This is a genomic window from Asinibacterium sp. OR53, from assembly GCF_000515315.1.
Classification (GTDB): domain Bacteria; phylum Bacteroidota; class Bacteroidia; order Chitinophagales; family Chitinophagaceae; genus Sediminibacterium.
Genome location: NZ_KI911562.1, coordinates 857,955 through 881,684, shown reverse-complemented (window position 1 = coordinate 881,684; position 23,730 = coordinate 857,955). Strand labels below are relative to the sequence as shown.

Annotated in this window: 23 protein-coding genes, 1 tRNA gene and 1 riboswitch; of the genes, 11 read left to right on the top strand and 13 right to left on the bottom strand. The window is 46.1% G+C overall.

Going from position 1 to position 23,730, the window contains the following annotated elements; all coding sequences use genetic code 11:
• Positions 1-18: 18 nt before the first annotated feature.
• The 3 genes from SEDOR53_RS0103800 to SEDOR53_RS0103790 form a co-directional block, all read right to left on the bottom strand.
• The gene (locus tag SEDOR53_RS0103800) at positions 19-1,152 is read right to left on the bottom strand and encodes a tyrosine-type recombinase/integrase (RefSeq protein ID WP_026768519.1); all 1,134 of its coding nucleotides are present in this window, start codon (positions 1,150-1,152) and stop codon (positions 19-21) included.
• A gap of 92 nt (positions 1,153-1,244) precedes the next feature.
• A tRNA-Pro gene (locus tag SEDOR53_RS0103795) sits at positions 1,245-1,318 on the bottom strand.
• A gap of 48 nt (positions 1,319-1,366) precedes the next feature.
• On the bottom strand, positions 1,367-2,119 hold the full coding sequence (locus tag SEDOR53_RS0103790) for an aspartyl/asparaginyl beta-hydroxylase domain-containing protein (RefSeq protein WP_026768518.1): 753 nt from the start codon (positions 2,117-2,119) through the stop codon (positions 1,367-1,369).
• 193 nt (positions 2,120-2,312) lie between these two features.
• Positions 2,313-2,406, top strand: a riboswitch (TPP riboswitch).
• Between the two features lie 61 nt (positions 2,407-2,467).
• Between SEDOR53_RS0103790 and thiS the strand changes: the two genes are divergently transcribed.
• From thiS to moeB, 7 genes are read left to right on the top strand one after another with little or no spacing between them, the layout of a single operon-like run.
• Complete coding sequence (gene thiS / locus SEDOR53_RS0103785) at positions 2,468-2,671, top strand: sulfur carrier protein ThiS (protein ID WP_026768517.1); 204 nt, start codon at positions 2,468-2,470, stop codon at positions 2,669-2,671.
• A 10-nt stretch (positions 2,672-2,681) separates the two neighbouring features.
• Positions 2,682-4,544, top strand: a complete 1,863-nt coding sequence (gene thiC, locus SEDOR53_RS0103780; RefSeq protein ID WP_026768516.1) for a phosphomethylpyrimidine synthase ThiC — start codon at positions 2,682-2,684, stop codon at positions 4,542-4,544.
• Between the two features lie 5 nt (positions 4,545-4,549).
• A complete protein-coding gene (locus SEDOR53_RS0103775; protein WP_026768515.1) occupies positions 4,550-5,329 on the top strand; it encodes a hydroxymethylpyrimidine/phosphomethylpyrimidine kinase in 780 nt (259 codons plus the stop codon).
• Positions 5,313-5,948, top strand: coding sequence for a thiamine phosphate synthase (locus SEDOR53_RS17065; RefSeq protein WP_070415554.1), 636 nt, complete (start codon positions 5,313-5,315; stop codon positions 5,946-5,948). Before SEDOR53_RS0103775 ends, SEDOR53_RS17065 begins: the two co-directional genes overlap by 17 nt.
• Position 5,949: 1 nt before the next feature.
• Positions 5,950-6,723 carry a thiazole synthase gene (locus SEDOR53_RS0103765; RefSeq protein WP_026768514.1) on the top strand — a complete coding sequence of 258 codons (774 nt, stop codon included), beginning with the start codon at positions 5,950-5,952 and terminating at the stop codon, positions 6,721-6,723.
• A gap of 9 nt (positions 6,724-6,732) precedes the next feature.
• Positions 6,733-7,836 (top strand): 2-iminoacetate synthase ThiH, encoded by a 1,104-nt coding sequence (gene thiH / locus SEDOR53_RS0103760; protein WP_026768513.1) that lies wholly within the window; start codon positions 6,733-6,735, stop codon positions 7,834-7,836.
• Positions 7,836-8,897: a molybdopterin-synthase adenylyltransferase MoeB gene (gene moeB, locus SEDOR53_RS0103755; RefSeq protein ID WP_026768512.1), complete on the top strand. Its 1,062-nt coding sequence runs from the start codon at positions 7,836-7,838 to the stop codon at positions 8,895-8,897. Before thiH ends, moeB begins: the two co-directional genes overlap by 1 nt.
• On the opposite strand, the gene SEDOR53_RS0103750 is transcribed toward moeB, so the two are convergent.
• Positions 8,881-9,495, bottom strand: a complete 615-nt coding sequence (locus SEDOR53_RS0103750; protein ID WP_037360491.1) for a thiamine phosphate synthase — start codon at positions 9,493-9,495, stop codon at positions 8,881-8,883. The genes moeB and SEDOR53_RS0103750 overlap by 17 nt on opposite strands.
• A gap of 99 nt (positions 9,496-9,594) precedes the next feature.
• On the opposite strand from SEDOR53_RS0103750, the gene SEDOR53_RS0103745 reads away from it, so the two are divergent.
• A complete protein-coding gene (locus SEDOR53_RS0103745) occupies positions 9,595-10,992 on the top strand; it encodes an MATE family efflux transporter (RefSeq protein WP_026768510.1) in 1,398 nt (465 codons plus the stop codon).
• A gap of 5 nt (positions 10,993-10,997) precedes the next feature.
• Here the strand turns inward: SEDOR53_RS0103745 and recQ are convergent, their stop codons facing one another.
• The 8 genes from recQ to SEDOR53_RS0103705 form a co-directional block, all read right to left on the bottom strand.
• Positions 10,998-12,848 (bottom strand): DNA helicase RecQ, encoded by a 1,851-nt coding sequence (gene recQ / locus SEDOR53_RS17060; protein ID WP_084220469.1) that lies wholly within the window; start codon positions 12,846-12,848, stop codon positions 10,998-11,000.
• Between the two features lie 84 nt (positions 12,849-12,932).
• On the bottom strand, positions 12,933-13,868 hold the full coding sequence (locus tag SEDOR53_RS0103735; RefSeq protein WP_084220312.1) for an ABC transporter six-transmembrane domain-containing protein: 936 nt from the start codon (positions 13,866-13,868) through the stop codon (positions 12,933-12,935).
• Between the two features lie 122 nt (positions 13,869-13,990).
• Positions 13,991-15,442 (bottom strand): SET domain-containing protein-lysine N-methyltransferase, encoded by a 1,452-nt coding sequence (locus SEDOR53_RS0103730; RefSeq protein ID WP_026768508.1) that lies wholly within the window; start codon positions 15,440-15,442, stop codon positions 13,991-13,993.
• Positions 15,439-16,527, bottom strand: coding sequence for a hypothetical protein (locus SEDOR53_RS0103725; protein WP_026768507.1), 1,089 nt, complete (start codon positions 16,525-16,527; stop codon positions 15,439-15,441). Before SEDOR53_RS0103725 ends, SEDOR53_RS0103730 begins: the two co-directional genes overlap by 4 nt.
• Before the next feature lie 5 nt (positions 16,528-16,532).
• On the bottom strand, positions 16,533-17,033 hold the full coding sequence (locus tag SEDOR53_RS0103720; RefSeq protein WP_026768506.1) for an SET domain-containing protein-lysine N-methyltransferase: 501 nt from the start codon (positions 17,031-17,033) through the stop codon (positions 16,533-16,535).
• 104 nt (positions 17,034-17,137) lie between these two features.
• Positions 17,138-17,359 (bottom strand): heavy-metal-associated domain-containing protein, encoded by a 222-nt coding sequence (locus SEDOR53_RS0103715; RefSeq protein ID WP_026768505.1) that lies wholly within the window; start codon positions 17,357-17,359, stop codon positions 17,138-17,140.
• Positions 17,360-17,388: 29 nt separating this feature from the next.
• Complete coding sequence (locus SEDOR53_RS0103710) at positions 17,389-19,608, bottom strand: heavy metal translocating P-type ATPase (protein ID WP_026768504.1); 2,220 nt, start codon at positions 19,606-19,608, stop codon at positions 17,389-17,391.
• 81 nt (positions 19,609-19,689) lie between these two features.
• The gene (locus SEDOR53_RS0103705; protein WP_232214712.1) at positions 19,690-20,217 is read right to left on the bottom strand and encodes an AraC family transcriptional regulator; all 528 of its coding nucleotides are present in this window, start codon (positions 20,215-20,217) and stop codon (positions 19,690-19,692) included.
• Positions 20,218-20,331: 114 nt separating this feature from the next.
• Here SEDOR53_RS0103705 and SEDOR53_RS0103700 point away from each other — a divergent pair, with 114 nt between their 5' ends.
• The gene (locus tag SEDOR53_RS0103700) at positions 20,332-21,609 is read left to right on the top strand and encodes a PDZ domain-containing protein (protein ID WP_026768502.1); all 1,278 of its coding nucleotides are present in this window, start codon (positions 20,332-20,334) and stop codon (positions 21,607-21,609) included.
• 14 nt (positions 21,610-21,623) lie between these two features.
• On the opposite strand, the gene SEDOR53_RS0103695 is transcribed toward SEDOR53_RS0103700, so the two are convergent.
• Positions 21,624-22,061 carry a thioesterase family protein gene (locus SEDOR53_RS0103695; RefSeq protein ID WP_026768501.1) on the bottom strand — a complete coding sequence of 146 codons (438 nt, stop codon included), beginning with the start codon at positions 22,059-22,061 and terminating at the stop codon, positions 21,624-21,626.
• Positions 22,062-22,226: 165 nt separating this feature from the next.
• On the opposite strand from SEDOR53_RS0103695, the gene SEDOR53_RS0103685 reads away from it, so the two are divergent.
• Both SEDOR53_RS0103685 and SEDOR53_RS17055 read left to right on the top strand, forming a co-directional pair.
• Positions 22,227-22,931: a hypothetical protein gene (locus SEDOR53_RS0103685; RefSeq protein ID WP_157576687.1), complete on the top strand. Its 705-nt coding sequence runs from the start codon at positions 22,227-22,229 to the stop codon at positions 22,929-22,931.
• A gap of 9 nt (positions 22,932-22,940) precedes the next feature.
• Positions 22,941-23,687: an N-acetylmuramoyl-L-alanine amidase gene (locus SEDOR53_RS17055; protein WP_051416480.1), complete on the top strand. Its 747-nt coding sequence runs from the start codon at positions 22,941-22,943 to the stop codon at positions 23,685-23,687.
• Positions 23,688-23,730: the final 43 nt, after the last annotated feature.

Below are 23,730 nucleotides of genomic sequence, written 5' to 3'. Positions count from 1 at the left end.
AGCAAACAGTCGACACTTTCAAACTTCTGGCAACTCCGTTGGAATATTCAACTGATGGGTATAATTCCGCAATGCAGTTTCAGGATTGTTCCCCATCAGAAAAGCCGTCATTACAGGCGTAATACCTGCATCTATGCAACGGCTACCAAATGTATGGCGGCAAGCATACAGCACCCTTTCTTCAATACCCAACTTTGCAAGTACGTTTTTGAAAATACGCCTTTGAAAATTATGGTCATCGATAGCCAACCCTGTCGGAGACTCGAAAACTAAGGCATCTTTATCCCTACCCACAATCAATGGATGCAGAATGAAATGCAGATCAGCAGTCAATGGCAAATACCGCTCCTTTCCGTTCTTCGTTTCCTTTCTTATCCTTTGTGCAGAACTCGTACTTACCAAGGAGCGTGCCATCACTTCTTTAATGGCAATGGTCTTATTTACTACATTCACACTTCCCACTCGTAGACCGATAGCTTCTGCATTCCTCACACCCGTTTTGAAGATGAAGTATACGAATGGGTAATAATGAGAGTGCTTATATCTTGAACTTTTCGGACTAAAAGTATCATACCTAATAGCATTTAATATCTTCGATATTTCTTCTTCTGTGAAAGGCTTTCTGGTTGGATTTTTGGCTTTCTTCACTTTTTTCCTGTTAACGTCTGCAAACGGGTTATGAGACCAGATTTGAGCCTTTACAAGCCACCCAGCAAAGGATTTGAGCATAGTAAGACGTTCATTGTAGGTTCTTGCTCCAAAGGTTTCCTGATTCAGTTTGAGAAGGGCTGTTTTTTCGTTGAACTGTCCCCATCTTTTCATGGTATTTCTCATAGCGTTGTAATGAACGTTCTTTTCACAGTCCATCTGTCGGTAAACAGTAGTCCATTCCTCGAAAAATTCGGTAATGGTTTTTTCTGTGCGAGGTGATATATCCTGCACACCCCGATATTTGTTGAGCGAATAGTCGAACTGCTCATTTAACATATCCTGCTCGATTTGCAGGGCTGTTTTCTTGGCTTGTAAAAGGTTTTGCTTGCTGTACTTATAAAGGCTTAATGAGTAACGGTGTGCTTGGTATCTCCAACGTAGTCTTATGCGGCCATCGGCATTTGCGACACTAACGACACCCTTGAAGTTTTTCTGACCCATTCCTGACCCAATTTGAAGGTGAATGGTCAGTTTGGGTTATATGAGCTATGAATAGGCATGAAAAAAGCCCTTGATTTGCAAGAGCTTTTCAGTCGGGATGACTGGATTCGAACCAGCGACCTCTTCGTCCCGAACGAAGCGCGCTACCGGGCTGCGCTACATCCCGAAACCAATGATGATCTCATTCAGGGATGCTAAATTAAGATTTTCACAGTTAAGCCAGTACCTTATAATACATTTTCTCCCAATCCTCGTTCTTCTTCAACGCGTCTTTTACATAAACGGAATTTGTAATGCCGTTGATCACAAAGTTGTTGATGCGCTCTCCTATTTTGCTGTAAGGGCGTTTGGTATCGATCAATAACACCACACGGATGCCGTCTGAGTCATTCCATACTTCGTGGTTATACGTATCGTCAAAGAAAACGGCTTTACCCTGCTCCCAGTGAATATACTCTTTGTCCACACGCATGCGGCACTCACCGGGTTTGCCCGGAATGATCAATCCGAGATGGGTTCTTACAATTCCTTTAAAGATGCCCTTGTGCGCAGGAATATGTTTGCCCGGATGAAGGATGGAAAAAAATCCGGTCAGCAAATCGGGGATCTGATCCAACACCTTAGCAGTAGCCGGACAGCGCTCGCGATTCTTTTCTGCTTTATGTCCGAAGCCCTGCAGGAAAAAAGTTTTCCATTTATTATCGGTCGTGAGCAACGATTCAGCAGGTTGTATATCCTGGATATTGGGAAGATCGCTCTGGTTAGCCAGCAGGGCGTGTACCTCCGCCTGGATGTTCTCCCAATTGTCTTCCAGAATTTTTGCCCAGGGAAATTCTTCTTTTGGCAGGATGGGTTTGCTGCTCACTTTTGAAAAAGGGGTCATCAAATTCCCTAATCCCATTAAAACACGATTGGCCACTTGTAAAGTGAAAAAATGCGACAGTTTTGATTTTAGGTTATTAGGCATACTAGACGTTTAAAAGGTTTCCAAATTCAGAAACAAAATTCATTTTTATTACATCTGTCAGTATCCGGGTGCTTTGCCAGTTATCCAAATTTACCAATTTTGAAAATATTATACAAAAGCCGCAGGCATTACGCATTGGCCAATGGCGGATTAAAAATTTATCCGGCGTAAATCCGATAACTGTCTTACTTTCGTTCTGCTTTAGGGGTGCCGACAAGAAAGGCTGAGATCATACCCTCGCACCTGATCAGGATAATGCCTGCGCAGGAAAAAGTAACCGATGCTCAGCATCTCTTATTTTCTCCCTTAAAGTACCCGTTCCTTATTGTTTCATTCTTAATCTGTGGTATGATTGTTTCTGTCAATAATCAACAACAGGATCTTCCTGAGCACGCTACGGTGTTGCAGGCACTGCAATCCATACAGGTACAATCGTTCAATGGTGTGGCGGTTGCTGTAAACAATACCATCGTCAAAAAGGAAAACTGGTCCACTCATTCATTACAACCCAACGACTCCCTGGTCTTAATACGCGCTTCACAGGGCGGATAAAAATACAACCATGAAAAAAGACAAAACACCCGTTTCGCAGGACGACCTGATCGTTCGCACGCCGCTCACCGGCTCACGCAAAATTTATGTGCCGGGCAAACTGCACAACATCCAGGTGGCCATGCGCGAAATAACCGTAGGCGATACGGTGAATCATTCATTTGGAAAAGAAGAAACCGTTGCCAATGCACCGGTAACTGTATACGACACGAGCGGTCCGTATACCGATCCTTCCGTTTCCATCGACCTGCGCAAGGGTTTGCCCAGGCTGCGCGAATCCTGGATCATCAACAGGAACGACGTAGAAAAGCAGGATGCTTTTTCTTCTGCCTACAGCAACCAGCGGTTGAATGATGAAAAACTAAAACCGCTTCAGTTCGAACACATCGAAAAACCATACAAAGCCATCAAAGGAAAAAATGTTACCCAATTGCATTATGCAAAGCAGGGCATCATCACCCCGGAGATGGAATACATTGCTATCCGTGAAAACCAGCGCATCGATGCGATCAACCAGCATGATGTCAACAATCACCAACATCCCGGAGACGGTTTCGGCGCTAATACGCCGCTGAAAAAGATCACACCCGAATTTGTGCGGGATGAAGTAGCGGCCGGTCGCGCCATCATCCCGTCTAATATCAATCACCCGGAAGCAGAACCTATGATCATCGGGCGTAACTTCCTGGTGAAGATCAATACGAATATTGGCAATTCTGCCGTTACCTCTTCTATCGAGGAAGAAGTTGACAAAGCAGTTTGGAGTTGCCGCTGGGGTGGCGATACGCTGATGGATCTCTCTACCGGCAAGAACATCCATGAAACAAGGGAATGGATCATTCGTAACTGCCCTGTGCCTGTAGGAACCGTTCCAATTTACCAGGCGCTGGAAAAAGTGAATGGAAAGGCCGAAGACCTTACCTGGGAAATTTTCAAAGACACTTTGATAGAACAAGCCGAGCAAGGCGTGGATTATTTTACTATCCATGCAGGCGTGCTGCTGCGTTATATTCCGCTCACAGCCAACCGTACTACCGGCATTGTTTCACGCGGAGGTAGCATACTGGCCAAATGGTGCCTGGCACATCACAAAGAAAATTTCCTCTACACACATTTCGAAGAGATCTGTGAGATCATGAAAGCGTATGATGTAAGTTTTTCATTGGGAGATGGATTGCGCCCCGGCTCTATTGCCGATGCCAATGATGCTGCGCAGTTTGCCGAATTGGAAACTTTAGGAGAACTCACCAAGATCGCCTGGAAACACGATGTACAGGTGATGATCGAAGGCCCGGGTCATATACCCATGCACCTCATCAAAGAGAACATGGACAAACAATTGAAAGAATGCCACGAAGCGCCATTTTATACACTGGGACCATTGACTACCGATATCGCACCCGGTTATGATCATATTACATCTGCTATTGGTGCAGCGATGATCGGATGGTACGGTACGGCCATGCTTTGTTATGTAACACCCAAAGAACACTTAGGCTTACCCAATAAAAAAGATGTGAAGGACGGCGTGATCGCTTACAAGATTGCCGCTCATGCAGCCGATCTGGCCAAAGGCCATCCCGGTGCACAATACAGGGATAATGCACTCAGCAAAGCGAGGTTCGAATTCCGTTGGGAAGACCAGTTCAATCTTTCACTCGATCCCGATACGGCACGCAGTTTCCACGACGAAACATTGCCAGCTGAGGGCGCCAAGCTGGCTCATTTCTGTTCCATGTGCGGTCCGCATTTCTGCTCCATGAAGATTACACAGGATATCAGGGACGCAGCAAAACAAGGGCTGGAAGTAGCAACCGGTATGGAAGAGAAGGCCAAAGAATTCAAAGAGCAGGGATCTGAGATCTATATATAATTGTTTTGAAAACAACCCGACCATATGTATTGAGTATTGCAGGCTTCGACCCCAGCGGCGGGGCCGGCATACTGGCCGATATCAAAACCATTGAAGCCAATGGAGGATATGGATTGGGTGTATTATCGGCCAATACATTCCAGAACGATATCGCTTTTGAAAAGACAGCGTGGATACCGGTTGAAACGATCAAAGAACAAATGAGCGTTTTGTTCAAAAGATTTCAAACACATCATTACAAGATCGGACTCATCGAAAGCCTCGAAGTACTGGAAGAACTGGTTGTTTTCATCCAAGCACATCATGCCGGTGCCGTCATTACCTGGGATCCTATATTGAAAGCGAGTGCAGGGTTCTCTTTTCATGATCGCATAGACAAGAAACGATTACAAGCAGTGATGAAACAGATCAGCGTTATTACACCCAATATCCCTGAAGCGGAACAACTTTTTGGTGAAGGAGCAGCATTGCACCAACAATTACTGGAGAGCAGTGAATACTGCGCCATTTACCTGAAAGGCGGACATGCAACAGAAGTCATGGCTACCGATACATTGTATGTAGAGCGCACAACTTATACTTACCAGCAACCCAGGATCGCCCACGGCGAAAAACACGGAAGCGGCTGCGTATTATCTGCTGCATTGGCCACGCAACTTGCTTTGGGAAAAGACCTGCCAACAGCAGCAGAAAATGCCGGCAGGTACACACATTTATTTTTATCCAGCAATCAAACATTGTTAGGATATCATCAATACCCGGTTCATCATGAAACAAATCAGTAAACTACAATACATCACCACATCTGCCGACCTGGCACGTATGGCCTGCGAAGCCGGTGTTGACTGGATACAGTTGCGGCTGAAAAATATTACTTATGAAGCTTACAAAACAACAGCATTGGATGTACTTGCTGTTTGTCGTGAGCACCAGGCAAAACTGATCATCAACGACAATGTATCGCTGGCGTTGGATATTGGTGCCGATGGCGTGCATATAGGAAAGGAAGACATGCCACTGTCGAAAGCCAGGGCCATCCTGGGCAATGATTATATCATAGGATGCACGGCCAACACACTGGAAGACCTGCGGAAGATTGCCAAAGGTCCGGCGGACTATATTGGATTAGGTCCTTATCGTTTCACCACTACCAAAGAAAAACTGAGTCCTGTATTAGGATTGCAAGGCTATCACACCCTTTTTGAACAATTGATACAGGAAGGATTGGTTATTCCACCCGTGGTGGGTATCGGCGGTATCTGTGCAGAAGACGTGCCGCTTTTACTGGAAACGGGTTTGCATGGTGTTGCTGTTTCCGCTGCTATTTCACAGGCCCCGAAAGTGAAAAAAGTCGCGCGCGCATTTGTTGAGTTGTGTAACCATCATACCATTAAAACCGTTTGAGATGAAAGATGCATTGATCATAGGCGGACAATCATTCAACAGTCGCCTCATTACAGGAACCGGCAAATTCGGTAACCACCAGTTGATGGAAGAAGCTTTGCTTGCTTCCGGAACTGAATTGGTAACGATGGCGTTGAAACGCATAGAAAAAGACGATGATGATGATATATTGAAACATCTTCGTCATCCTTCCATACACTTACTGCCCAATACATCGGGTGTGCGCAATGCAAAAGAAGCAGTGTTCGCCGCGCAAATGGCCAGGGAAGCGTTGGAGACGAATTGGCTCAAACTCGAGATCCATCCTGATCCCAAATACCTGTTGCCCGACCCCGTTGAAACGCTGGAAGCAGCGGCAGAACTGGTGAAACTCGGCTTCATTGTATTACCCTATATCCATGCCGATCCGGTGCTGTGCAAGCGGCTCGAAGAAGTAGGTGTTGCAGCTGTAATGCCGCTAGGTTCGCCCATTGGCAGTAACAAAGGATTGAAAACGATCGATTTCCTGCAGATCATCATTGAACAAAGCAATGTACCCGTGATCGTAGATGCAGGAATAGGCGCCCCCAGTCATGCTGCCGCTGCTATGGAGTTAGGTGCTGACGCTGTTCTTGTAAACACCGCCATCGCCGTCTCCGGAGACCCCATAACTATGGCCCTTGCCTTTAGGCAAGGGGTAGAATCAGGAAGAAAGGCGTGGTTGGCAGGTTTGGGTGCAGTGAGCGATCATGCACACGCCAGCAGCCCGTTCACACAATTTTTAGCAGAACTCTAAACAACCCCTATGTTCCAGGAGCTATTCGATCAATACCAGTGGGATGAGATAAAGCAAAGCATCTACTGTAAAACAGCGGCTGATGTGGAAGCTGCTTTGCGCAAAAACAAACGCAACCTGGAAGATTTCAAAGCATTGATCTCTCCCGCAGCCATGCCGTATCTTGAAGAGATGGCCATGCTGAGCCATCGCCTTACACAAAAGCGTTTTGGCAAAACATTGCAATTGTATATTCCTTTATATCTTTCGAACGAATGCCAGAATATATGCACGTATTGCGGGTTCAGTCTGCATAACCAGATACCACGCAAAACGTTATCGTCTTCCGAGATTCAGCAGGAGGCCGATTACCTGAAGCAACAAGGATTTGAACACGTACTGCTCGTTACCGGTGAAGCCAACAGAACCGTAGGTGTTGATTACCTGAAAAATGCTATTACTTTATTGAAACAACAGTTTGCCAATGTGTCGATGGAAGTGCAGCCGCTGGAGCAAGACGAATACGAAACACTCATCAATGCCGGGTTACATACGGTGCTGGTATACCAGGAAACCTATCATAAAGACGATTACAAACTGCACCACACCAAAGGAAAAAAATCTAATTTCTATTACCGCCTCGCCACGCCCGACAGGCTTGGCAAGGCCGGTATTCATAAGATTGGACTGGGTGTTTTGATTGGACTGGAAGACTGGCGCACCGATAATTTTTTTACCGCCCTGCATTTGCAATACCTGGAGAAAACTTACTGGCAAACAAAATACAGCATCTCTTTTCCCAGGTTAAGACCTGCAGAAGGATTGATAGAACCCAAAGTGGTGATGAACGATAAAGAGTTGGTACAACTGATTTGTGCCTGGCGTATTTTTAACGAAGAAGTGGAGTTGTCAATGTCGACCCGCGAAAATGAAAAATTCCGCGATCACATCATTCAACTGGGTATCACCAGCATCAGCGCCGGTTCTAAAACAAACCCGGGTGGTTATGTAACCGCAGTAGAATCGTTGGAGCAGTTTGAAATAGATGACAGCCGCAGTCCGGCCGAAGTAGTGCGTATGATTGAGCGACAGGGGTACAAAGCCGTGTGGAAAGACTGGGAAGCTTTTGCATAATGTTATCACAGGAAGAAATAGAACGTTATAGCCGGCAACTGATATTGCCGGAGTTTGGTACAGCCGGTCAATTGATGCTGCAACGGGCCAAAGTATTACTCATTGGTGCAGGCGGATTAGGATGCCCTGCTGCACAGTACCTCGCTGCTGCCGGCATCGGTACATTGGGCATTGTTGATGGAGACAAAGTAGAAACCAGTAACCTGCAAAGGCAGGTGTTATATACGCGGGAAGATATCGGCCAATCCAAAGCCCAGGTTGCAGCAGCAAAAATGCGTTTACTGAACCCGTTCATAAAAGTACAGGCTCATGCGATTACAGTTACCAAAGACAATATCATATCCTTGTTTGAAGGATACGACCTCATTGTAGATGGCTCAGACAATTTTGCCACCAGGTATTTAGTGAATGATGCTTGTGTGATCACAGGCAAACCATTAGTCTTCGGTTCTATTTTCAAATTCGAGGGACAGGTATCGGTATTCAATTGGGGTGATGGACCAACCTATCGTTGTGTATTCCCCGAACCACCCGGAAACGATGAAGCACCTGACTGCGCTACCATTGGTGTGATCGCTACATTGCCTGGTATAGTAGGCACCCTCATGGCCAATGAGGTGATCAAGCTCGTTACCGGAATCGGGGAGACTTTGTCGGGCCGCCTCCTGGTGATCAATGCATTGAACATGCAGCTACAGGAGTTCCGTTTTGAAGCGATTGCCGGCAACAAACAGATCAACCAATTAGCCAATTATGAATTCGAATGCGCTTCATTGCCTGTAGATACCATTTCTTATGAAGCATTGCAAGCAATGAATCAAACAACTCCGGTAGAACTGATTGATGTAAGAGAAGCAGAAGAGCGGGCATTGTTTCACATCGGCGGCATGCATATACCCTTATCTGCATTGCCTCAACAAGCAACACAGCTGAATCCCGCACAGACTTATGTATTGTATTGTGCATCCGGTATCAGGAGCGCGAAGGCGGTAAGTATATTAAAAGAAAAAGGCTTTGACCATGTGCTGAGTTTAGCAAACGGCATCAAAGACATTCACTGATCGCATTTTTGATCTTGCTGAAAGCAGCCAGGGGATCGGCTCCTTCCCAAATAGCACCCAATACTGCCACGCCATCAAATCCTTTTTGAAACAATTCAGGAATATGTGCATGTGTAATACCACCCAATGCCACGACTGCTGGTAAATCGGTTGCGGCATTATCCTTCAATGGTTGCAAATAATTGAGGTCAATCGATGCCTGGTATCCTTTTTTAGAAATACTATTGTAAACAGGACTGATGAAAACATAATTAAGCGGATAGCTGTTCTCTTCCACTTCCCGCCAGGAATGTACAGAAGCTGAAAGAGATATCGGGTATAGTTCCAATATCCGTTTCATCTGTGTTTGATCGTGCAGCACATGGTTCTTACAATGCAACCCCAGTGAATGATAAGTAAGCACCAGGTCGAATTGCTCGTGTACTGCAATACGATGATGATACTCCGGATCAATTTGTTGCAGGTAAGCATGGTATTGATCGATGCCGAAATCTTTTTTACGCAGGTGTAACCTGTCGAGCCCCAGTTGAAACAACTGATTTACCAGCGAAGCTTCCTCCGGCACGGTATTTTCGGGTGTAATAACGATCAGTTTCATTGATAAGGTAAATTTACAACCGCTTATCCTGTTTTCCAGGCAGCATTTTTCAAAAAAACTTAGTTTGGGTGCCCTTTTCACCCTGCCAGCGCATAAAAGATGACAACAACCAACAATACTACCATTAAGAAAGGATTTGTCGCTTATTTCAAAGAAGCCTTGCAAAGCGAACACCAGGATTTTACCCAGGGCAGCATACGCAAAGCCGTATTCATGCTGGCCGTTCCCATGATACTGGAAATGTGCATGGAGTCGGTATTTGCTATTGTAGATATTTTTTTCGTAGGAAAGTTGGGCCCGGGTGCGGCGGCTACAGTAGGCTTAACAGAATCATTCCTCATGATCGTTTATTCTGTGGCCATTGGTTTGAGTATGGCCGCAACAGCAATGGTAGCCAGGCGTGTGGGTGAGAAAAATCCCGATGGGGCAGCCAAAGCAGGTGCACAATCTGCGTTGCTGGCTTTTGTGCTCAGCGTGATCATCAGCCTTATTGGTATTTTCTTTGCCGAAAAAATATTGACCCTGATGGGCGCCAATGCACAGGTAGTGAGCATGGGCCACCGCTATACCCGCATCATGTTAACGGGTAATATTGTGATCATGTTGTTGTTCCTTATCAATGGCATATTCAGAGGGGCGGGCGATGCTACCATCGCCATGCGCAGTCTATGGCTGGCCAACATCTGTAACATCATCCTTTGTCCTTTACTGATCCATTTCTTTGGCCTGCCTGGCGCTGCAATGGCCACTACAACAGGCCGTGGCATTGGCGTATGTTACCAGGTGTACCGCTTATTCAAAGGAAAAGGGATCATCAAAATACATATTCATCATTTCATACCCGATTGGAGCATCATAAGATCGCTGATGAATATTGCGGTTACCGCTACCCTGCAGTTTTTAGTAGCATCGGCCAGCTGGATGGTGATGGCGCGCATCACTGCTGATTTCGGTAGTGAAGCAGTGGCTGGTTATACCATTGCTTTCCGATGGATCGTGTTCTTCCTCATGCCGGCATGGGGACTCAGCAATGCGGCTGCCACGCTGGTGGGACAAAACCTGGGTGCACAACAACCGGGACGGGCAGAAGAGTCTGTATGGAAAACCGCCCGCTATAATGCGCTCTTCATGACTTTCGTTTCTTTATTATTTATAGTAGGTGCAGAATTTTTTGTAGGACTCATCAACCACACCAATCCCGAAGTGATCAAAACAGCTGTTACGGCTTTGCGCATCATCAGCCTGGGATATATATTTTATGGAGTGGGTATGGTAATGATCAATGCATTCAACGGCGCCGGTGACAGCCGCACACCCACCTGGATCAATTTGTTCTGGTTCTGGATATTCCAGATACCCTTTGCCTATTTGCTGGCCATCAATTTGCAAATGGGACCTAAAGGAGTATTCATTGCTATTGTAGTAACCGAAACCTGTGTTACTATTACCAGCGTATTATTGTTCCGCAGGGGTAAGTGGAAGACGGTGAAGATATAAATCGGTTACTTTCTTTTTTTCTTGGGCTTCTTCAGCGCCACTTGCGAAACCAACTGGTGATCGTTGCAGTAATCCTGTATCTTTTCCAGGAAGAGCTGGCCGTAGCGTTCTACTTTATACGTACCGAAACCACTCATCTTGAACAGGTCTTCTTCTGTTAATGGAAGATAAGTAGCGAGGTCGAGCAAACTGCTGTCACTGAAAATAATATATGCGGGTACGTTTTCTTCATGTGCCAGTTGATTGCGCAGTTTTTTTAATTCATCGAACAACGCTTTTTCGTAACTGAGTTGCTGGTATATTTCCGGCTCTTTTGCAATGGTAATGGTAAGCGGTGCAGTGAGGTAAGCTTTTTCACCCTTGAACAAAACGCCCCTGCTCTTATCTGTCAGTTGCAACACCGGGTACTCGCCGTTGCTTTGCTGCAAATAACCATAGTGCAATAGTTCCTTGATGTAATGCATCCATTCTTCTTTCGATTTGTCTTTGCCGATACCATAAACCGATAGTTGTTTATGCGCCTCTTTCATTTTTTCCGAATAGCTTCCGCGCAGCAAATCTGTAATGTAACGCATACCAAACCGTTCCTGCACACGGGCAACGGCACTGAGGATCTTTTGCGCCGTAACGGTACTGTCTTCCAGCACGGGTTTGTTCAAACAAGTATCGCAACTGCCGCAATAAGCCGGCGCTTCTTCCCCAAAATATTGCAAGAGGTATTGCCTGCGGCAATTTTTGGTTTCGCAGAACTTCACCATCTGGTCGAGCTTCTGCAGCAATACCTGCGTTTGCGCTTCATTACCTTCTACCTGGGCAAAGTTTTTCAACTTCATCACATCCCCGGTGCCATAGAACAAAATGGCTTCGCTGTGCAATCCATCCCTTCCGGCACGGCCGGTTTCCTGGTAATATCCTTCTATGTTTTTGGGAAGATCGGCGTGAACAACAAAACGTACGTTGCTTTTATTGATGCCCATGCCAAAAGCAATGGTAGCTACTATGATCTTCACATCGTCTTTCAGAAAAAGATCCTGCCGCTCATCGCGGGTTTCTTTTTCCAACCCCGCGTGATAGGCTGCCGCATTGAACCCGTCTGCCTGCAATTGTTCAGCCAGCTTTTCCGTAGCAGCCCTGCTGAGACAATAAATGATGCCACTTTCGTCGGCATGCGCTTTTAAATAGGCTACCAGTTCCTGGTAGTAATTCTTTTTGGGTTTTACATAATAGTAAATATTCGGCCGGTTGAAACTGTTCTCAAAAACTTTTGCACTGGATAATTGTAATTGTTCAATGATATCGTTTTTGGTGAGTTCATCGGCTGTTGCCGTCAATGCAATCACGGGTATCTGAGGGAATACGGTCTTCAACTGGTTCAGCACACGATATTCCGGGCGGAAGTCGTGCCCCCATTGACTGATACAATGCGCTTCATCTATTGCAAAAAGGGAAACGTTGATATTTTTCAGGTATTGCAGGAACAACACATCGCTGCCTACCAATCTTTCAGGTGCCACATAAAGGAGTTTGAGTTCGTTGTTCCTCAATTGTTCATAAACAATGGCCTGCTCACTGTTGTGCTGGGTACTGTTCAGGAAAGCCGCTTTGATACCGTTCAGCAGCAATGTGTCTACCTGGTCTTTCATCAACGCAATGAGCGGACTCACCACAATGGTAACCCCATCCATACAAAGTGCGGGTACCTGGTAACAAAGGCTTTTGCCTCCGCCGGTAGGCATCAATACCATGGCATCATGGCCCGACAATATATGCGAGATGATGTTTTCCTGGTTGTGACGGAAAGATTCGTAACCAAAAACAGATTCCAGTATCTTGAGCGGATCGGCAATAACGGGCATACGCAAAATAAGTACGGAAAGAGACTGGAACCAACAAGTATTTATACCCGATCCAGGTATTGCAATGATTGAGTGGAAGAAAAATTAAGAAGTTTTTTCGTATTCCCTTTTTTTAATTAGCCGCACAGAACCGGGCATGGGATTTTCCGCTTCTGCGGGAAAATCGTCCGACTGCAGCTCGATTCTGCGGGTGATATCATTCAATGCAGACAAGCGTTGAACGGTATAAGGAATGGTATCGAGCCCTGATACGAATTTCAACACATAGTTGTAAATACCAATGATATTACCGGCCAGTAAAGTGGTGCCGGCTACTTTATTGGTGATGAAGAGCGACAGGCCGATCACGATCATCACCATCAGCTCCATGATACCAAAGTTCCAGGCTTCCTGGTCGCTGATACGTATTTGCCAGAAGCGTAAATTATTGAAATGTTTATGGATGGCCTTTTTATCGCCCGATGAAATGATGTCTACCTGTTGCTCCAATTCGTCGTTTTTCAGTCGATTGAATCTTTTCATCTTCCTGCCATAGAAATAACTCATGGCCATTACCGGTACCAGGATGGCGAGGCAGAGCAGTACCACAGATGATTGGTAGAAAAACAGCAGGACCATAGAACCCAGGATATTGTAAACCGCTTCAATAACATAAACGAGGTCGAATTCCAGGAAATCAACGAATTCCCTTGCCAGGGTGGAATGGGCGCTGAGCTTCGATACATGCGAGCGTTCTATCCGGCGCGAAAGGAATTTGGTTACCAATGAGGTATAGATAGCAGAGTAAGTGCGTGTATCGTAACGATGCCGAAGGGTACCAATGATGAGCCAGGCGAAATGAACGGATGACAGTACAATCAGCCCGTGGTAACTTCCACGCATCATATCATCCACTGCTTCACCCAGGAAAAAAGGACGAAGCAAAGTACCGAGCATTTCCAGCGAGAATAATACATAGGTAAGCACCAGTTGATTCCGGTGCTTCATGATAAGCTTTCTTAATATTTCAAACCTTGACATAAGATTTCCTCCTATCTGTTTAACATAGGTTTTTTATACTGTCATTATTCCATAACAGTATAGCTGTTGTTTCTGGAATCGGCTAGGTTAGTAAGTATAGGACGGGAAAGCCGGAGAACTGTTTAAGCGCTTTTGTTTTTTTCCCTTTCGTTAACAGAGTTTCCCGGGGTACCGGTTATCCGTTTACGACAGTTGTCGGCGCCACAGCTACAATCGAAGGGCTCCATTTGTTCGTCCAGGAAGGACGCATAGTCGAGGGTCAGCTCTTCGCCTTTGTTTATAGGGCGAACTGCCACTACATTAAGACCATCATACGCGGTGTTCGGTTGGCAGCTATGGTTTTGCGGAGCCCATGCAGCCGGATCATCATCCCACAGCAAAAATACTTCATTACTGAGCGGGTAGGCATAGCGGCGAAAAATTTCTTTATCAACACCAGACCAATGCTGCATGACATAACGGCGGGTAACAATGCGCTGAGCACGCCCTTCCCCGGTGAAAATCAACTCATTAGCAGCTATGTCACGTACGGCATAAATGCCGAAACCGGCAATCGCACTGCCGCTTACCTTGTAGTTTTTCTGCAAGCGTAAGTGCCTGGAAAAACCTTCGGCGATGATGTGCGGCAGGAAACCCGCCTGCCCGATGCCGTCGTGCCGGAGGATATAATCGGCCGATCCTTCATAACCGTTCTGGTAAAAAACAGAGCAGGTAAAATTGATCTCCAGGAAATACAATTCTCTTTTCTCATTCATCCTGAAATCGAGCCGGGCATATCCCACCCCGTTGAATGTTTTGAAAATACGCTGGGCGGCATGGCGTAAACGTTGTTCAATATCGGGGTCGTTACAGGGTATATTGGCTTCGGGGTGTAGTTCGGAAGTTTTGAGCTGGTAGGTCTTGAAACGGTACCCTTCGGGGAAGATGAACTCTACGGGTTTAAAAGTAGTGCTGCTGATGCCATCTGTGTTGGCGGCTACCAGCACAGTGAATTCGCGCCCGTCTATGTATTCTTCTACGAGGAGTTGTTCGTATTCGCCCAGGGTATCTTTTACTTTTTGCAACAGTTCTGCTTTGTTATGCACCAATGAATGCTGATCGATGCCCAGGCTGTCGCCTGCTTTGGCAGGCTTTACAAAAAGCGGGAATTGCAGTTTCTCAACAGCTTTCTCCACTTCGGCTTCCGATTCGATCAGCACATATTCGGGTGTTTTGATGCTTTCGCAATAAGCCACATATTTCATTTGCTCTTTGGGCGGATCGTATAAAGCGCTGCTCGGGCCGGTGAATGGCAGGTCGAGCATTTCCAATGTATGGATCACATCTATCGAAGGCACTTCCCATTCCAGGTATCCTTCGCAGAGGTTGATGAAAATATCATAGCCTTTGTGCGATAAAGCTTTTAACTGTTTGTAAGTAGTGAGCTTGTTCAGTAACACATGATCTACTTCTACACCCGGAAGCAGGTGTGAAAGATCGCGCGGCGGATCGTAATACTGGTAATCGACCGATGTGGTGGAGTAGTCGGGCTGCAGCACGCATACTTTTTTCACCCGTAGTTGGTTCTGGTTCACTTGCCAATTCTTTTTCTTTCCAATGCGTCGTTGATGATCTCCATGACGAGGCCGGTAAATGATTCATTACTCAGGCGCAGAATGGCGCCGATGGAAGTGTAATCTTCGTCTTCACTCAATCCGCACTGCGCATTTACTTCCAGCACATAAAGTTTGCCGGTCTGGCTGTCCATACGCAGGTCTACCCGTGTATATCCTGTGCCCTTTACGGCAAGATAAGCATCGAGACTGATTTGTTTGATGCGCTCCTGCAGTTGTTGATCGGGTTCCTGGTATTCATAAAAACTGTCATCGCCGGGCATGGGGGCTTCTTCTTCATAGATCTCCCAGAGGCGATCGAACGACAGGAATTTTTCGGTGTCTGGTAAAGATGAATGGAACACCCTTTCAACAGGGGTATACACTTTACACAGATCGGGCCGCCGCCACGAGCCAACAATTAGCGTAGTGAATTCAGGTCCTTTGATAAAAGATTCGGCCAGCAAGCCATCGGCAGCAAGGTTCCATCCGCGATAGCCGGCAAACATCTGTTGCACCTGGCTGTTCAATTCTTCATAACTGCTCACTACGTTCTTGATACCCACACCCATGCTGCCGCCGGAAACGGCAGGTTTTACAATAATAGGACTGCCCAGTCTTGAAAAAATACACTCGATGCTTTGTTTGGGAGAACGGATGGCTTCCCATTTGGGGGTGGGTACGCCTGCCGCTTCGAAAGCCTGCTTCATGGGAATCTTGGAAGTGGTAACACGATAAAAATATTCGTCGGAGCCGGTGTACACCAGCCCTTTTTTTTCCAGCAGCTTTACAACAGATACGCCGGGTGTTCCATTCACTTCATCACCATCGCATAAATTCAATACCACCGGCAGGGTTCCGTTTTTGCTCTCTTCGTATATTTTTTCAATGACGTCTGTATAATCGTTCATGGTCACCGGCTGCCACTGCCAGTTGAGTTTGAGTGCGCCAAAAGTAGCAGTATACTCAGCAATGCTTTGCGAGAAATCGTAGTAATAATCTATGTTGGCATCATTTGTAAGCAGGTGTGGTGCCAATACCCACACTTTTAAAGGCTTGGAAGGCATTGTCTTTAGTGCTTTCTTTTTTGCAGTTGCTGCCTGATAAAATTGGTGAGCTTATACGGACGCAGTTCATCATCCGTTAAATGAGCTGCACCCCGGATCTGTTGCAGGCATTGCGCTGAACCACAGTAACACTCGAAGGGCTGGGCCATGTTCCATTCGGTAGAAGGATAAAAAAACATCAACTCATCGCCGGGTTGAATGGGTTTCAATGCCTCCAGCTCAAAGCTGGTAGTATTGAAAAAAACATTCGGGTCGCAGCTATGGTTGATGTATTGCAGGAACTCGGGCTGCAATGTAATGTGCCGGTTAATACCGGTTTGCACGGTGAGGTAACTGGCTTCTGTTTGTACAGAGCCCGCACCAAACGTACAAATGATATCTCCTGCATCAAAAAACCGGGTAGCGTGTAACGATCTTTGCCCTGTAAGGTTGTTGAGCATCACCTGTGCAAAACCGGCATTTGCCGGCCGCTTATCATCAGGTGTGACAAGTGGTAGAGGTATCATACTGCTGGGTTAGTAAAACAATTACATTAAAATACATAATTATCCAACTATACCTAACAATACCGGTAATTAATAGTTCACATTTTAACGGTTAATTATCAACACTATTCCTGGCCAATCAGATGAGCCTGGAAGCCTGCCTCTGCCAGCGATTGAATGATCGCGTCGGAAGATGCTATGCCCTCTTTTACTACCGTTAACACTTTATCGTTGCTTTGAACGTCTACCGACCAGTTGTTGGCTCCTGCGGTATTGTTAAGAAAAGGGGTTGCTTTTGAAACACAACCGGAACATTTGATGTTTGTTTTGAACTGTAAAGTTTCCATGATGGATCTTTTAATGGTGAATGATAGGATTAAGAAAGTTTGGTCAGTTTAAGCCGCAGGCTGTTGCTTACCACGCTGATGCTGCTCAACGCCATAGCGGCGCCGGCAATCATGGGGTTCAGCAGGAACCCGTTCACCGGGAACAACACACCGGCCGCCAACGGTATACCAATGATGTTATAGATAAAGGCCCAGAACAGGTTTTGCCGGATCGTGGCCACCGTTCTTTTTGAAAGTTGTAAAGCCCGGGGAATGCTGTTGAGATCGGACCCCATCAACGTTATTTTCGCAACATCCATAGCAATATCACTTCCCCTGCTCATGGCAATGCCTACATCTGCCTGCGCCAGTGCCTGGCTGTCGTTGATGCCGTCGCCCGCCATGGCAACCACTTTACCTTTTTCCTGTAATACTTTTATAAAAGCAGCTTTATCGGAAGGCAGCAAGCCGGCTTTAAAATGTTTGATACCTGCTTCGGCCGCTACAACAGCAGCTGTTTGCTGGTTATCTCCTGTAAGCATATACACTTCAATACCCCTGCTTTGCATTTGTTCAATCGCTTCTTTGGACGAAGTTTTGATCTGGTCGGCAATGGCAATCACTGCTACCAGTTGTTGCCCGCGGGCAAACAATACTACAGACTGCGCCTGCTTTTGCATATCGGATGCTTGCTGGTAAAGGCGGCCTGTTCTTGCCACACCGTTTTCAATCATCAGTTTATCGTTACCTGCCAGGTAGGTATGACCCTGGTAATTTGTTTTAACACCTTTACCCGTGAGGCTTTCTATTCCGTTCAGTGATACTGCCGAAATACCCGCTGCCCGCAGATAAGCTGTGATGGCTTCTGCCAGCGGATGCTCCGATTGCTCTTCCATGGCCAGCAACAACGATTGAAGAAAAGGAGCATCGGCTTCATTGTCGAAAAAAATGCCGGTTACAGAAGGACTGCCTTCGGTAATGGTTCCGGTTTTATCCAGTACTACTGCGTTTACTTTATGGGCCAGTTCCAGGCTTTCTGCGTCTTTGATCAGTATCTTGTTTTCAGCGCCTTTGCCCACACCTACCATAATGGCGGTAGGGGTGGCGAGTCCGAGTGCACAGGGACAGGCAATGACTAAAACAGTAACCGCCGATAAGAGTCCGTATGTGAATGCATTCTCTTTGGCGAAGATCATCCACGCTGCAAAAGTGAATATGGCAATGCCAATGACCACCGGTACAAATATGCCGGCGATTTTATCTACCAGTTTTTGCACGGGTGCTTTGCTGCCCTGCGCTTCCTGCACCATTTGAATGATCTGCGCCAGCAAAGTATCGGCGCCTACCTTTTCTGCTGAGAAACGGAGACTGCCCTTCTGGTTGATGGTACCGGCATAAACTTTCGCGTTTTTTTGTTTCAATACGGGAATGGGCTCACCGCTGATCATGCTTTCATCTATATAAGAACTGCCTTCCGTTACAATGCCATCTACCGGTATTTTTTCACCAGGCTTCACCAACAACAGGTTGCCTGGTTGTACCTGCTTCACCGGCAATTCGGTCATCTCTCCATTGGCTTGAATGAGGGTGACCGTTTTGGGTTGTAGCCCCATGAGTTTTTTAAGTGCAGAAGAAGTGTTCGATTTGGCGCGCTCTTCCAGCAGTTTGCCCAATGAAATGAAAGTGATGACAACGGCCGCCGCTTCATAATATACATGTGGGTGTATACCGCGCCTATGCCAGAATTCGGGATAGAAGGTATTGAATGCACTGAAGAGCCAGGCAACGCCGGTGCTCAGCGCTACCAGTGTATCCATATTGGCTTTACCATGAAGGGCCTGCTTCCAGGCATTGATGAAAAAGCTACGCCCGAGATAAAAAACAACCGGGGCCGAAAGTACCAGCATGATCCAGTTGCCATAAGGCATATCCATGAAAAACATGGCAATGATCACAACAGGCAATGAAAGGAAGAAGGACCAGGTAAACCTTTTTTTAATTTGTTGAAAATGATTTTTCTGCGCCGTTTCTTTTAACTCCTGCTGGTTGTCCTTTTCAATGATCAGGTCATACCCGATCGATTGAACGGCTTTGCGCAGGTTCTGCGGGTTGGTCACCTGCGGATCGTAGCTCACCCAGGCATCCTGGTTGGCAAAGTTCACACCCGCGTCCTGTACACCATCTGCCGATTTGAGTATCGATTCCACACTCACGGCACAGGCCGCACAGGTCATTTCGAGAACGGGGAAAATCTCCTTAACAGTTTGCATATCCAACACTTTTGTTTATACAAAGTTGGCACAGGCAAACAGCCGGGTTGTTACAGAATCAGGAGCGGGGTTTATATAATTTCACGGAATGAGTTTGTCAAGCGGTTTGCGCTTGTTCTCCTTCAGTTGTTTGAAATGCGAAGGCGTTAAACCGGTGATCTTTTTAAACTGCTGCGACAGATGCTGTACACTACTATATCCTAATTCGTAAGCGATCTCGCTCAGGCTTTTCTCATCATACAACAGCAATTCTTTTACTTTTTCTATGCGTTGCAGGATGGCATATTTTTCAATGGTAATGCCTTCAATGGAAGAAAAAAGTGCAGAGAGGTAATGGTAGTCGAGCTGTAATTTTTCTGCCAGCAGGGCCGATAGCTTCAGGTTGAATTCTTCTTCCTTATTGCCATGTATGAGCTGCACGATGGCATTTTTGATCTGCTCTACGATCCTCGATTTTTTATCATCCAGCAGCTCAAACCCTATCTCTTCCAGTCCCTGTTTCAGTTGCAACAGTTGATCTGCGGAAGGCGAACTGGTCAGCGTTATTTCACCCAATTGAATATTGGAATAAGGGATGCCCGATTTATTCAACTCCTGCCTGACCGCCATGATACAACGGTCACAAACCATATTTTTTATGTAAAGCGTATCCATAGATGATCGAAGACACGAAATTAATGTAAATTGTACCCCCAACCGAAACCTGCACTTCTGAAAAACGGTATGAAAAAAGGAGTTCTCGCCCTGGTTTTCTTTTTATATTATTTGACCGCTGTTGCACAGGTCAATGCTTTCGGTCTTTTATATGGCCAGGGCAGAGGTGAAGGAGATCCTTTCACCAAGCGTTATATTATTACCAGTGTTTACCCCGGATCACCTGCGGCGAGGGCCGGCATCATGGTGGGTGATGAGATCGTGTCGGTCAATGGAACTACGGTGTTGAATAAAACGACGCAGGAGGTAAGGAACCTGTTCGCACCGGAACGTGCAGAAATTAAAATCCTGCGCAACAACGAGGAATATATTGGCACGTTTGAGAAAGCAGATTTAGATATCGATACGACTTTTTTAGCTGATGTTGATCAGTTGACAAAACAGGCCGATAGTAATTTCATTTTAGTGAAGGGCCCGGAAAGAGAAGAAGCATTGGTATACGATTCAAAAATACAATTGACCCCCGGCTACCGCACTGTGCTGAAAAAACACCTGATGTTCAAGCAATACGATCTGTTCGGCCTACTTTATTCAGGCGATTCGAGGCGGGAGGCGGAAAAGGTTTATAGTAAGTACGAGAAACAGTTGAGCTATTATTGGGGAAGCAGGGCTTATTCCCAAAAATACCGGTCCAACGACGATACAACTTTTCTTCAGCAAACCTACTTCAGTAAAAAACTGCTCAACGGATTTGAGACATACAGGACCACACTTGCCGCTTATATATCCCAGCAAACGCATCAATACGAAGTAGCCCTTGTTATAGAAGGAGGCCCCAAGCCGGTTTGTACTTTCGTTAAACCAGATACTGCAAAAACCGCAAGGGATTTCCGGGAAACGGTCCAATACCTGTTACTCAGTTTCAACAATAACAAAGCGGTGGAAAATATTGCCGGCGAAGTACTGCCGAATGATTCCACTTCCTATCAATCGAAATATTGTTTTAACCACGCCACCTCCTGTTACCTGTTGAATGATACTTACGAGCAGGCAAACGATACCATACACAATCAGCGAAAATACCATTTCAGTGCAGAGTACAAGTGGCTCAACGCAAAGCAGGCTGACTCTCTCTTTAATGGGTTGTACACAGCTATTTCCAATTCATTGAATGGAGGCTATGTTCGTTATGAAAAAGCGGGCGAACTTGCGCAATTACTGAACAAGAAAAATGTTGTTTTTGCCCTGGACAGGGATCATCTCATGCCATCTAAAGAGCATGCTATCTCACTCTTTCTCGACGATAACAAGAACAACGATTATACTGTGAGAATTGAAATAGAGTAAAAATTCATCAGCTTTTACACTTCTGAAAAATCTGCCGCCTTTGGAAAGGCTTGTAACACATCCCTAACGATCTGTGGTGTTGGATTCGCCAATTTACGCAGTTTGGTATCGAGCCAGGCACCTTCAACCGTCAATACAGCACAAAGGATGTTTTGTGTATTTACGATTTCATGTACAATGGTCCAGCGAGAAGCATCAGCGTTCAAACGGGCAATTTTGGCATTAATAGTGAGCTGATCGGCCAGCCTGATCTCTTTTTTGAAAAGGCATTCTTCCCTGAATATAATGGGACCAAAGCCCTGCTCCTGCATGATCCGGAGTGATAAACCCGACTGTTCCAGTATCTCTACCCGCTGCTGGGCACCGAAATCGTAATACACACTATGGCGAACATGGAAATTGGGGTCGAGGTCGGCCCAGCGAACAGACAGGGTTTTCACAAACGGTATCATGGCGTTGATTTTGCAGGACTAAGTTAAGTTAGTCAACACGGCTATTGCTTTTCTTAAGATTATTTTTTAACATTACAATCAGATCACCCCTCCCCTATGTCTACGGTTATTTCAAGCTGACCGTATATTTTCTCGTCTGTAGAAAGAAAGACTAAAACCCTTCCTATGAGCCATCCATTTATTTTTTGGGCCACCTTCATTGTCCTTGCCTCGTTGGTTTATTTCTGCGACAAAAAATATGGTATGCTGCGGGATACCAGCACAGCCACGCCCCGTCCTTATAGTTGGTCGAGAGTACAATTGGCCTGGTGGACCGTTATCGTATTCTCCTCCTATATTACTATTATCTTGCGATCGCATGGAAGCCTGCCAGATTTCAATAACTCAATATTGTACCTGCTGGGCATCAGTTCAGCTACCACCATTGGCGCTACGCTGATCGATGTCAGCGATCAGTCGAACCCGGCCCTGTCAAACCTCAGTCAGAATGATAGGGGCAATACTTTTTTCCTCGATATTTTATCAGACAAGAACGGCATCAGCATTCACCGGTTCCAGACCATCATTTTCAACATTGTGTTTGGTATCTGGTTCATTGGCGCCGTACTGCAAAGGTTGGCAATAGATCCACCCTGTGCCATTTGTGCCGGGCAACCTGCATCGGGCGCGTGCATGACCTGTCTCAACAATTATGCAAGAGCCATCATGCCATTGATTCCCTCCAATGACCTGATACTGATGGGTATCAGTTCCGGTTTGTATGAGGCATTGAAAATAACCGAGAACAGGCAGCCCATTACTTCCGATACGCAACCATTGAAGGTGGCGGATGAGGGAGTTCAAAAAAACAACCCTTCTGTAAAAGGCTAAACCAGTTTTATGAGCGCACTATTTATCAAGAGCCCGAATTTTACCCAGGGCCGCAAAGGGTTCAAACCCATTGCCATTGTGATCCATATCATGGAAGGCACCCTCGACGGAACCGATAGTTGGTTCGGATCCCGTTCTTCCAATGTTTCGGCACATTATGGAATAGGAAAGAATGGAGAGCTGCATCAATACGTGAAAGAAGAAGACACCGCATGGCATGCCGGCCGGGTAGACCATCCTTCCTGGAAACTGATCAAGCCTGCGGAAGACGAAGCAGGCATGTACATCAATCCTAATTATTATACCATCGGCATCGAGCACGAAGGTTCGGAAGATACCGACTGGACAGAAGAAATGTATGCCACCAGCAGTAATTTGATTGCGGCGATTGCCCAACGATGGGATATTACACTCGACAGGGATCATGTGGTGGGCCACCACGAAATTTATTCATTGAAAGATTGTCCGGGTACCAAAGTAGACCTCAACCGGCTCATTGCCCAGGCTGGTGGAGCGCCGCCGGCAGTACCGGAATGGGTAGTGATTAAAACAGGCGTTACCGGCAAAGCCACTACAAAAAATAATGTTAATATCCGAAGAGATCCGAGTACCCGGATGGCCCCGCTGGCCAGTGTTCCACCGGGGATACAACTGGCGTATGACGGGTATACTGAAGTGGGACAAAGCATTGACGGCAATAGTAAATGGTATTATACTGATGAGGGTAACTGGTTTTGGAGCGGGACAATGAAATGATCGCAATAGTTTTGGCACGCATTTAGTAATGGTTAGGGTAGTA

Coding starts and splice junctions, on each gene's coding strand:
- SEDOR53_RS0103800 (WP_026768519.1), bottom strand. CDS start 1,152: ATGGGTCAGAAAAACTTCAAGGGTGTCGTTAGTGTCGCAAATGCCGAT.
- SEDOR53_RS0103790 (WP_026768518.1), bottom strand. CDS start 2,119: ATGCCTAATAACCTAAAATCAAAACTGTCGCATTTTTTCACTTTACAA.
- thiS (WP_026768517.1), top strand. CDS start 2,468: ATGATTGTTTCTGTCAATAATCAACAACAGGATCTTCCTGAGCACGCT.
- thiC (WP_026768516.1), top strand. CDS start 2,682: ATGAAAAAAGACAAAACACCCGTTTCGCAGGACGACCTGATCGTTCGC.
- SEDOR53_RS17065 (WP_070415554.1), top strand. CDS start 5,313: ATGAAACAAATCAGTAAACTACAATACATCACCACATCTGCCGACCTG.
- SEDOR53_RS0103765 (WP_026768514.1), top strand. CDS start 5,950: ATGAAAGATGCATTGATCATAGGCGGACAATCATTCAACAGTCGCCTC.
- thiH (WP_026768513.1), top strand. CDS start 6,733: ATGTTCCAGGAGCTATTCGATCAATACCAGTGGGATGAGATAAAGCAA.
- moeB (WP_026768512.1), top strand. CDS start 7,836: ATGTTATCACAGGAAGAAATAGAACGTTATAGCCGGCAACTGATATTG.
- SEDOR53_RS0103750 (WP_037360491.1), bottom strand. CDS start 9,495: ATGAAACTGATCGTTATTACACCCGAAAATACCGTGCCGGAGGAAGCT.
- SEDOR53_RS0103745 (WP_026768510.1), top strand. CDS start 9,595: ATGACAACAACCAACAATACTACCATTAAGAAAGGATTTGTCGCTTAT.
- recQ (WP_084220469.1), bottom strand. CDS start 12,848: ATGCCCGTTATTGCCGATCCGCTCAAGATACTGGAATCTGTTTTTGGT.
- SEDOR53_RS0103735 (WP_084220312.1), bottom strand. CDS start 13,868: ATGTCAAGGTTTGAAATATTAAGAAAGCTTATCATGAAGCACCGGAAT.
- SEDOR53_RS0103725 (WP_026768507.1), bottom strand. CDS start 16,527: ATGCCTTCCAAGCCTTTAAAAGTGTGGGTATTGGCACCACACCTGCTT.
- SEDOR53_RS0103720 (WP_026768506.1), bottom strand. CDS start 17,033: ATGATACCTCTACCACTTGTCACACCTGATGATAAGCGGCCGGCAAAT.
- SEDOR53_RS0103715 (WP_026768505.1), bottom strand. CDS start 17,359: ATGGAAACTTTACAGTTCAAAACAAACATCAAATGTTCCGGTTGTGTT.
- SEDOR53_RS0103710 (WP_026768504.1), bottom strand. CDS start 19,608: ATGCAAACTGTTAAGGAGATTTTCCCCGTTCTCGAAATGACCTGTGCG.
- SEDOR53_RS0103705 (WP_232214712.1), bottom strand. CDS start 20,217: ATGGCGGTCAGGCAGGAGTTGAATAAATCGGGCATCCCTTATTCCAAT.
- SEDOR53_RS0103700 (WP_026768502.1), top strand. CDS start 20,332: ATGAAAAAAGGAGTTCTCGCCCTGGTTTTCTTTTTATATTATTTGACC.
- SEDOR53_RS0103695 (WP_026768501.1), bottom strand. CDS start 22,061: ATGATACCGTTTGTGAAAACCCTGTCTGTTCGCTGGGCCGACCTCGAC.
- SEDOR53_RS0103685 (WP_157576687.1), top strand. CDS start 22,227: ATGAGCCATCCATTTATTTTTTGGGCCACCTTCATTGTCCTTGCCTCG.
- SEDOR53_RS17055 (WP_051416480.1), top strand. CDS start 22,941: ATGAGCGCACTATTTATCAAGAGCCCGAATTTTACCCAGGGCCGCAAA.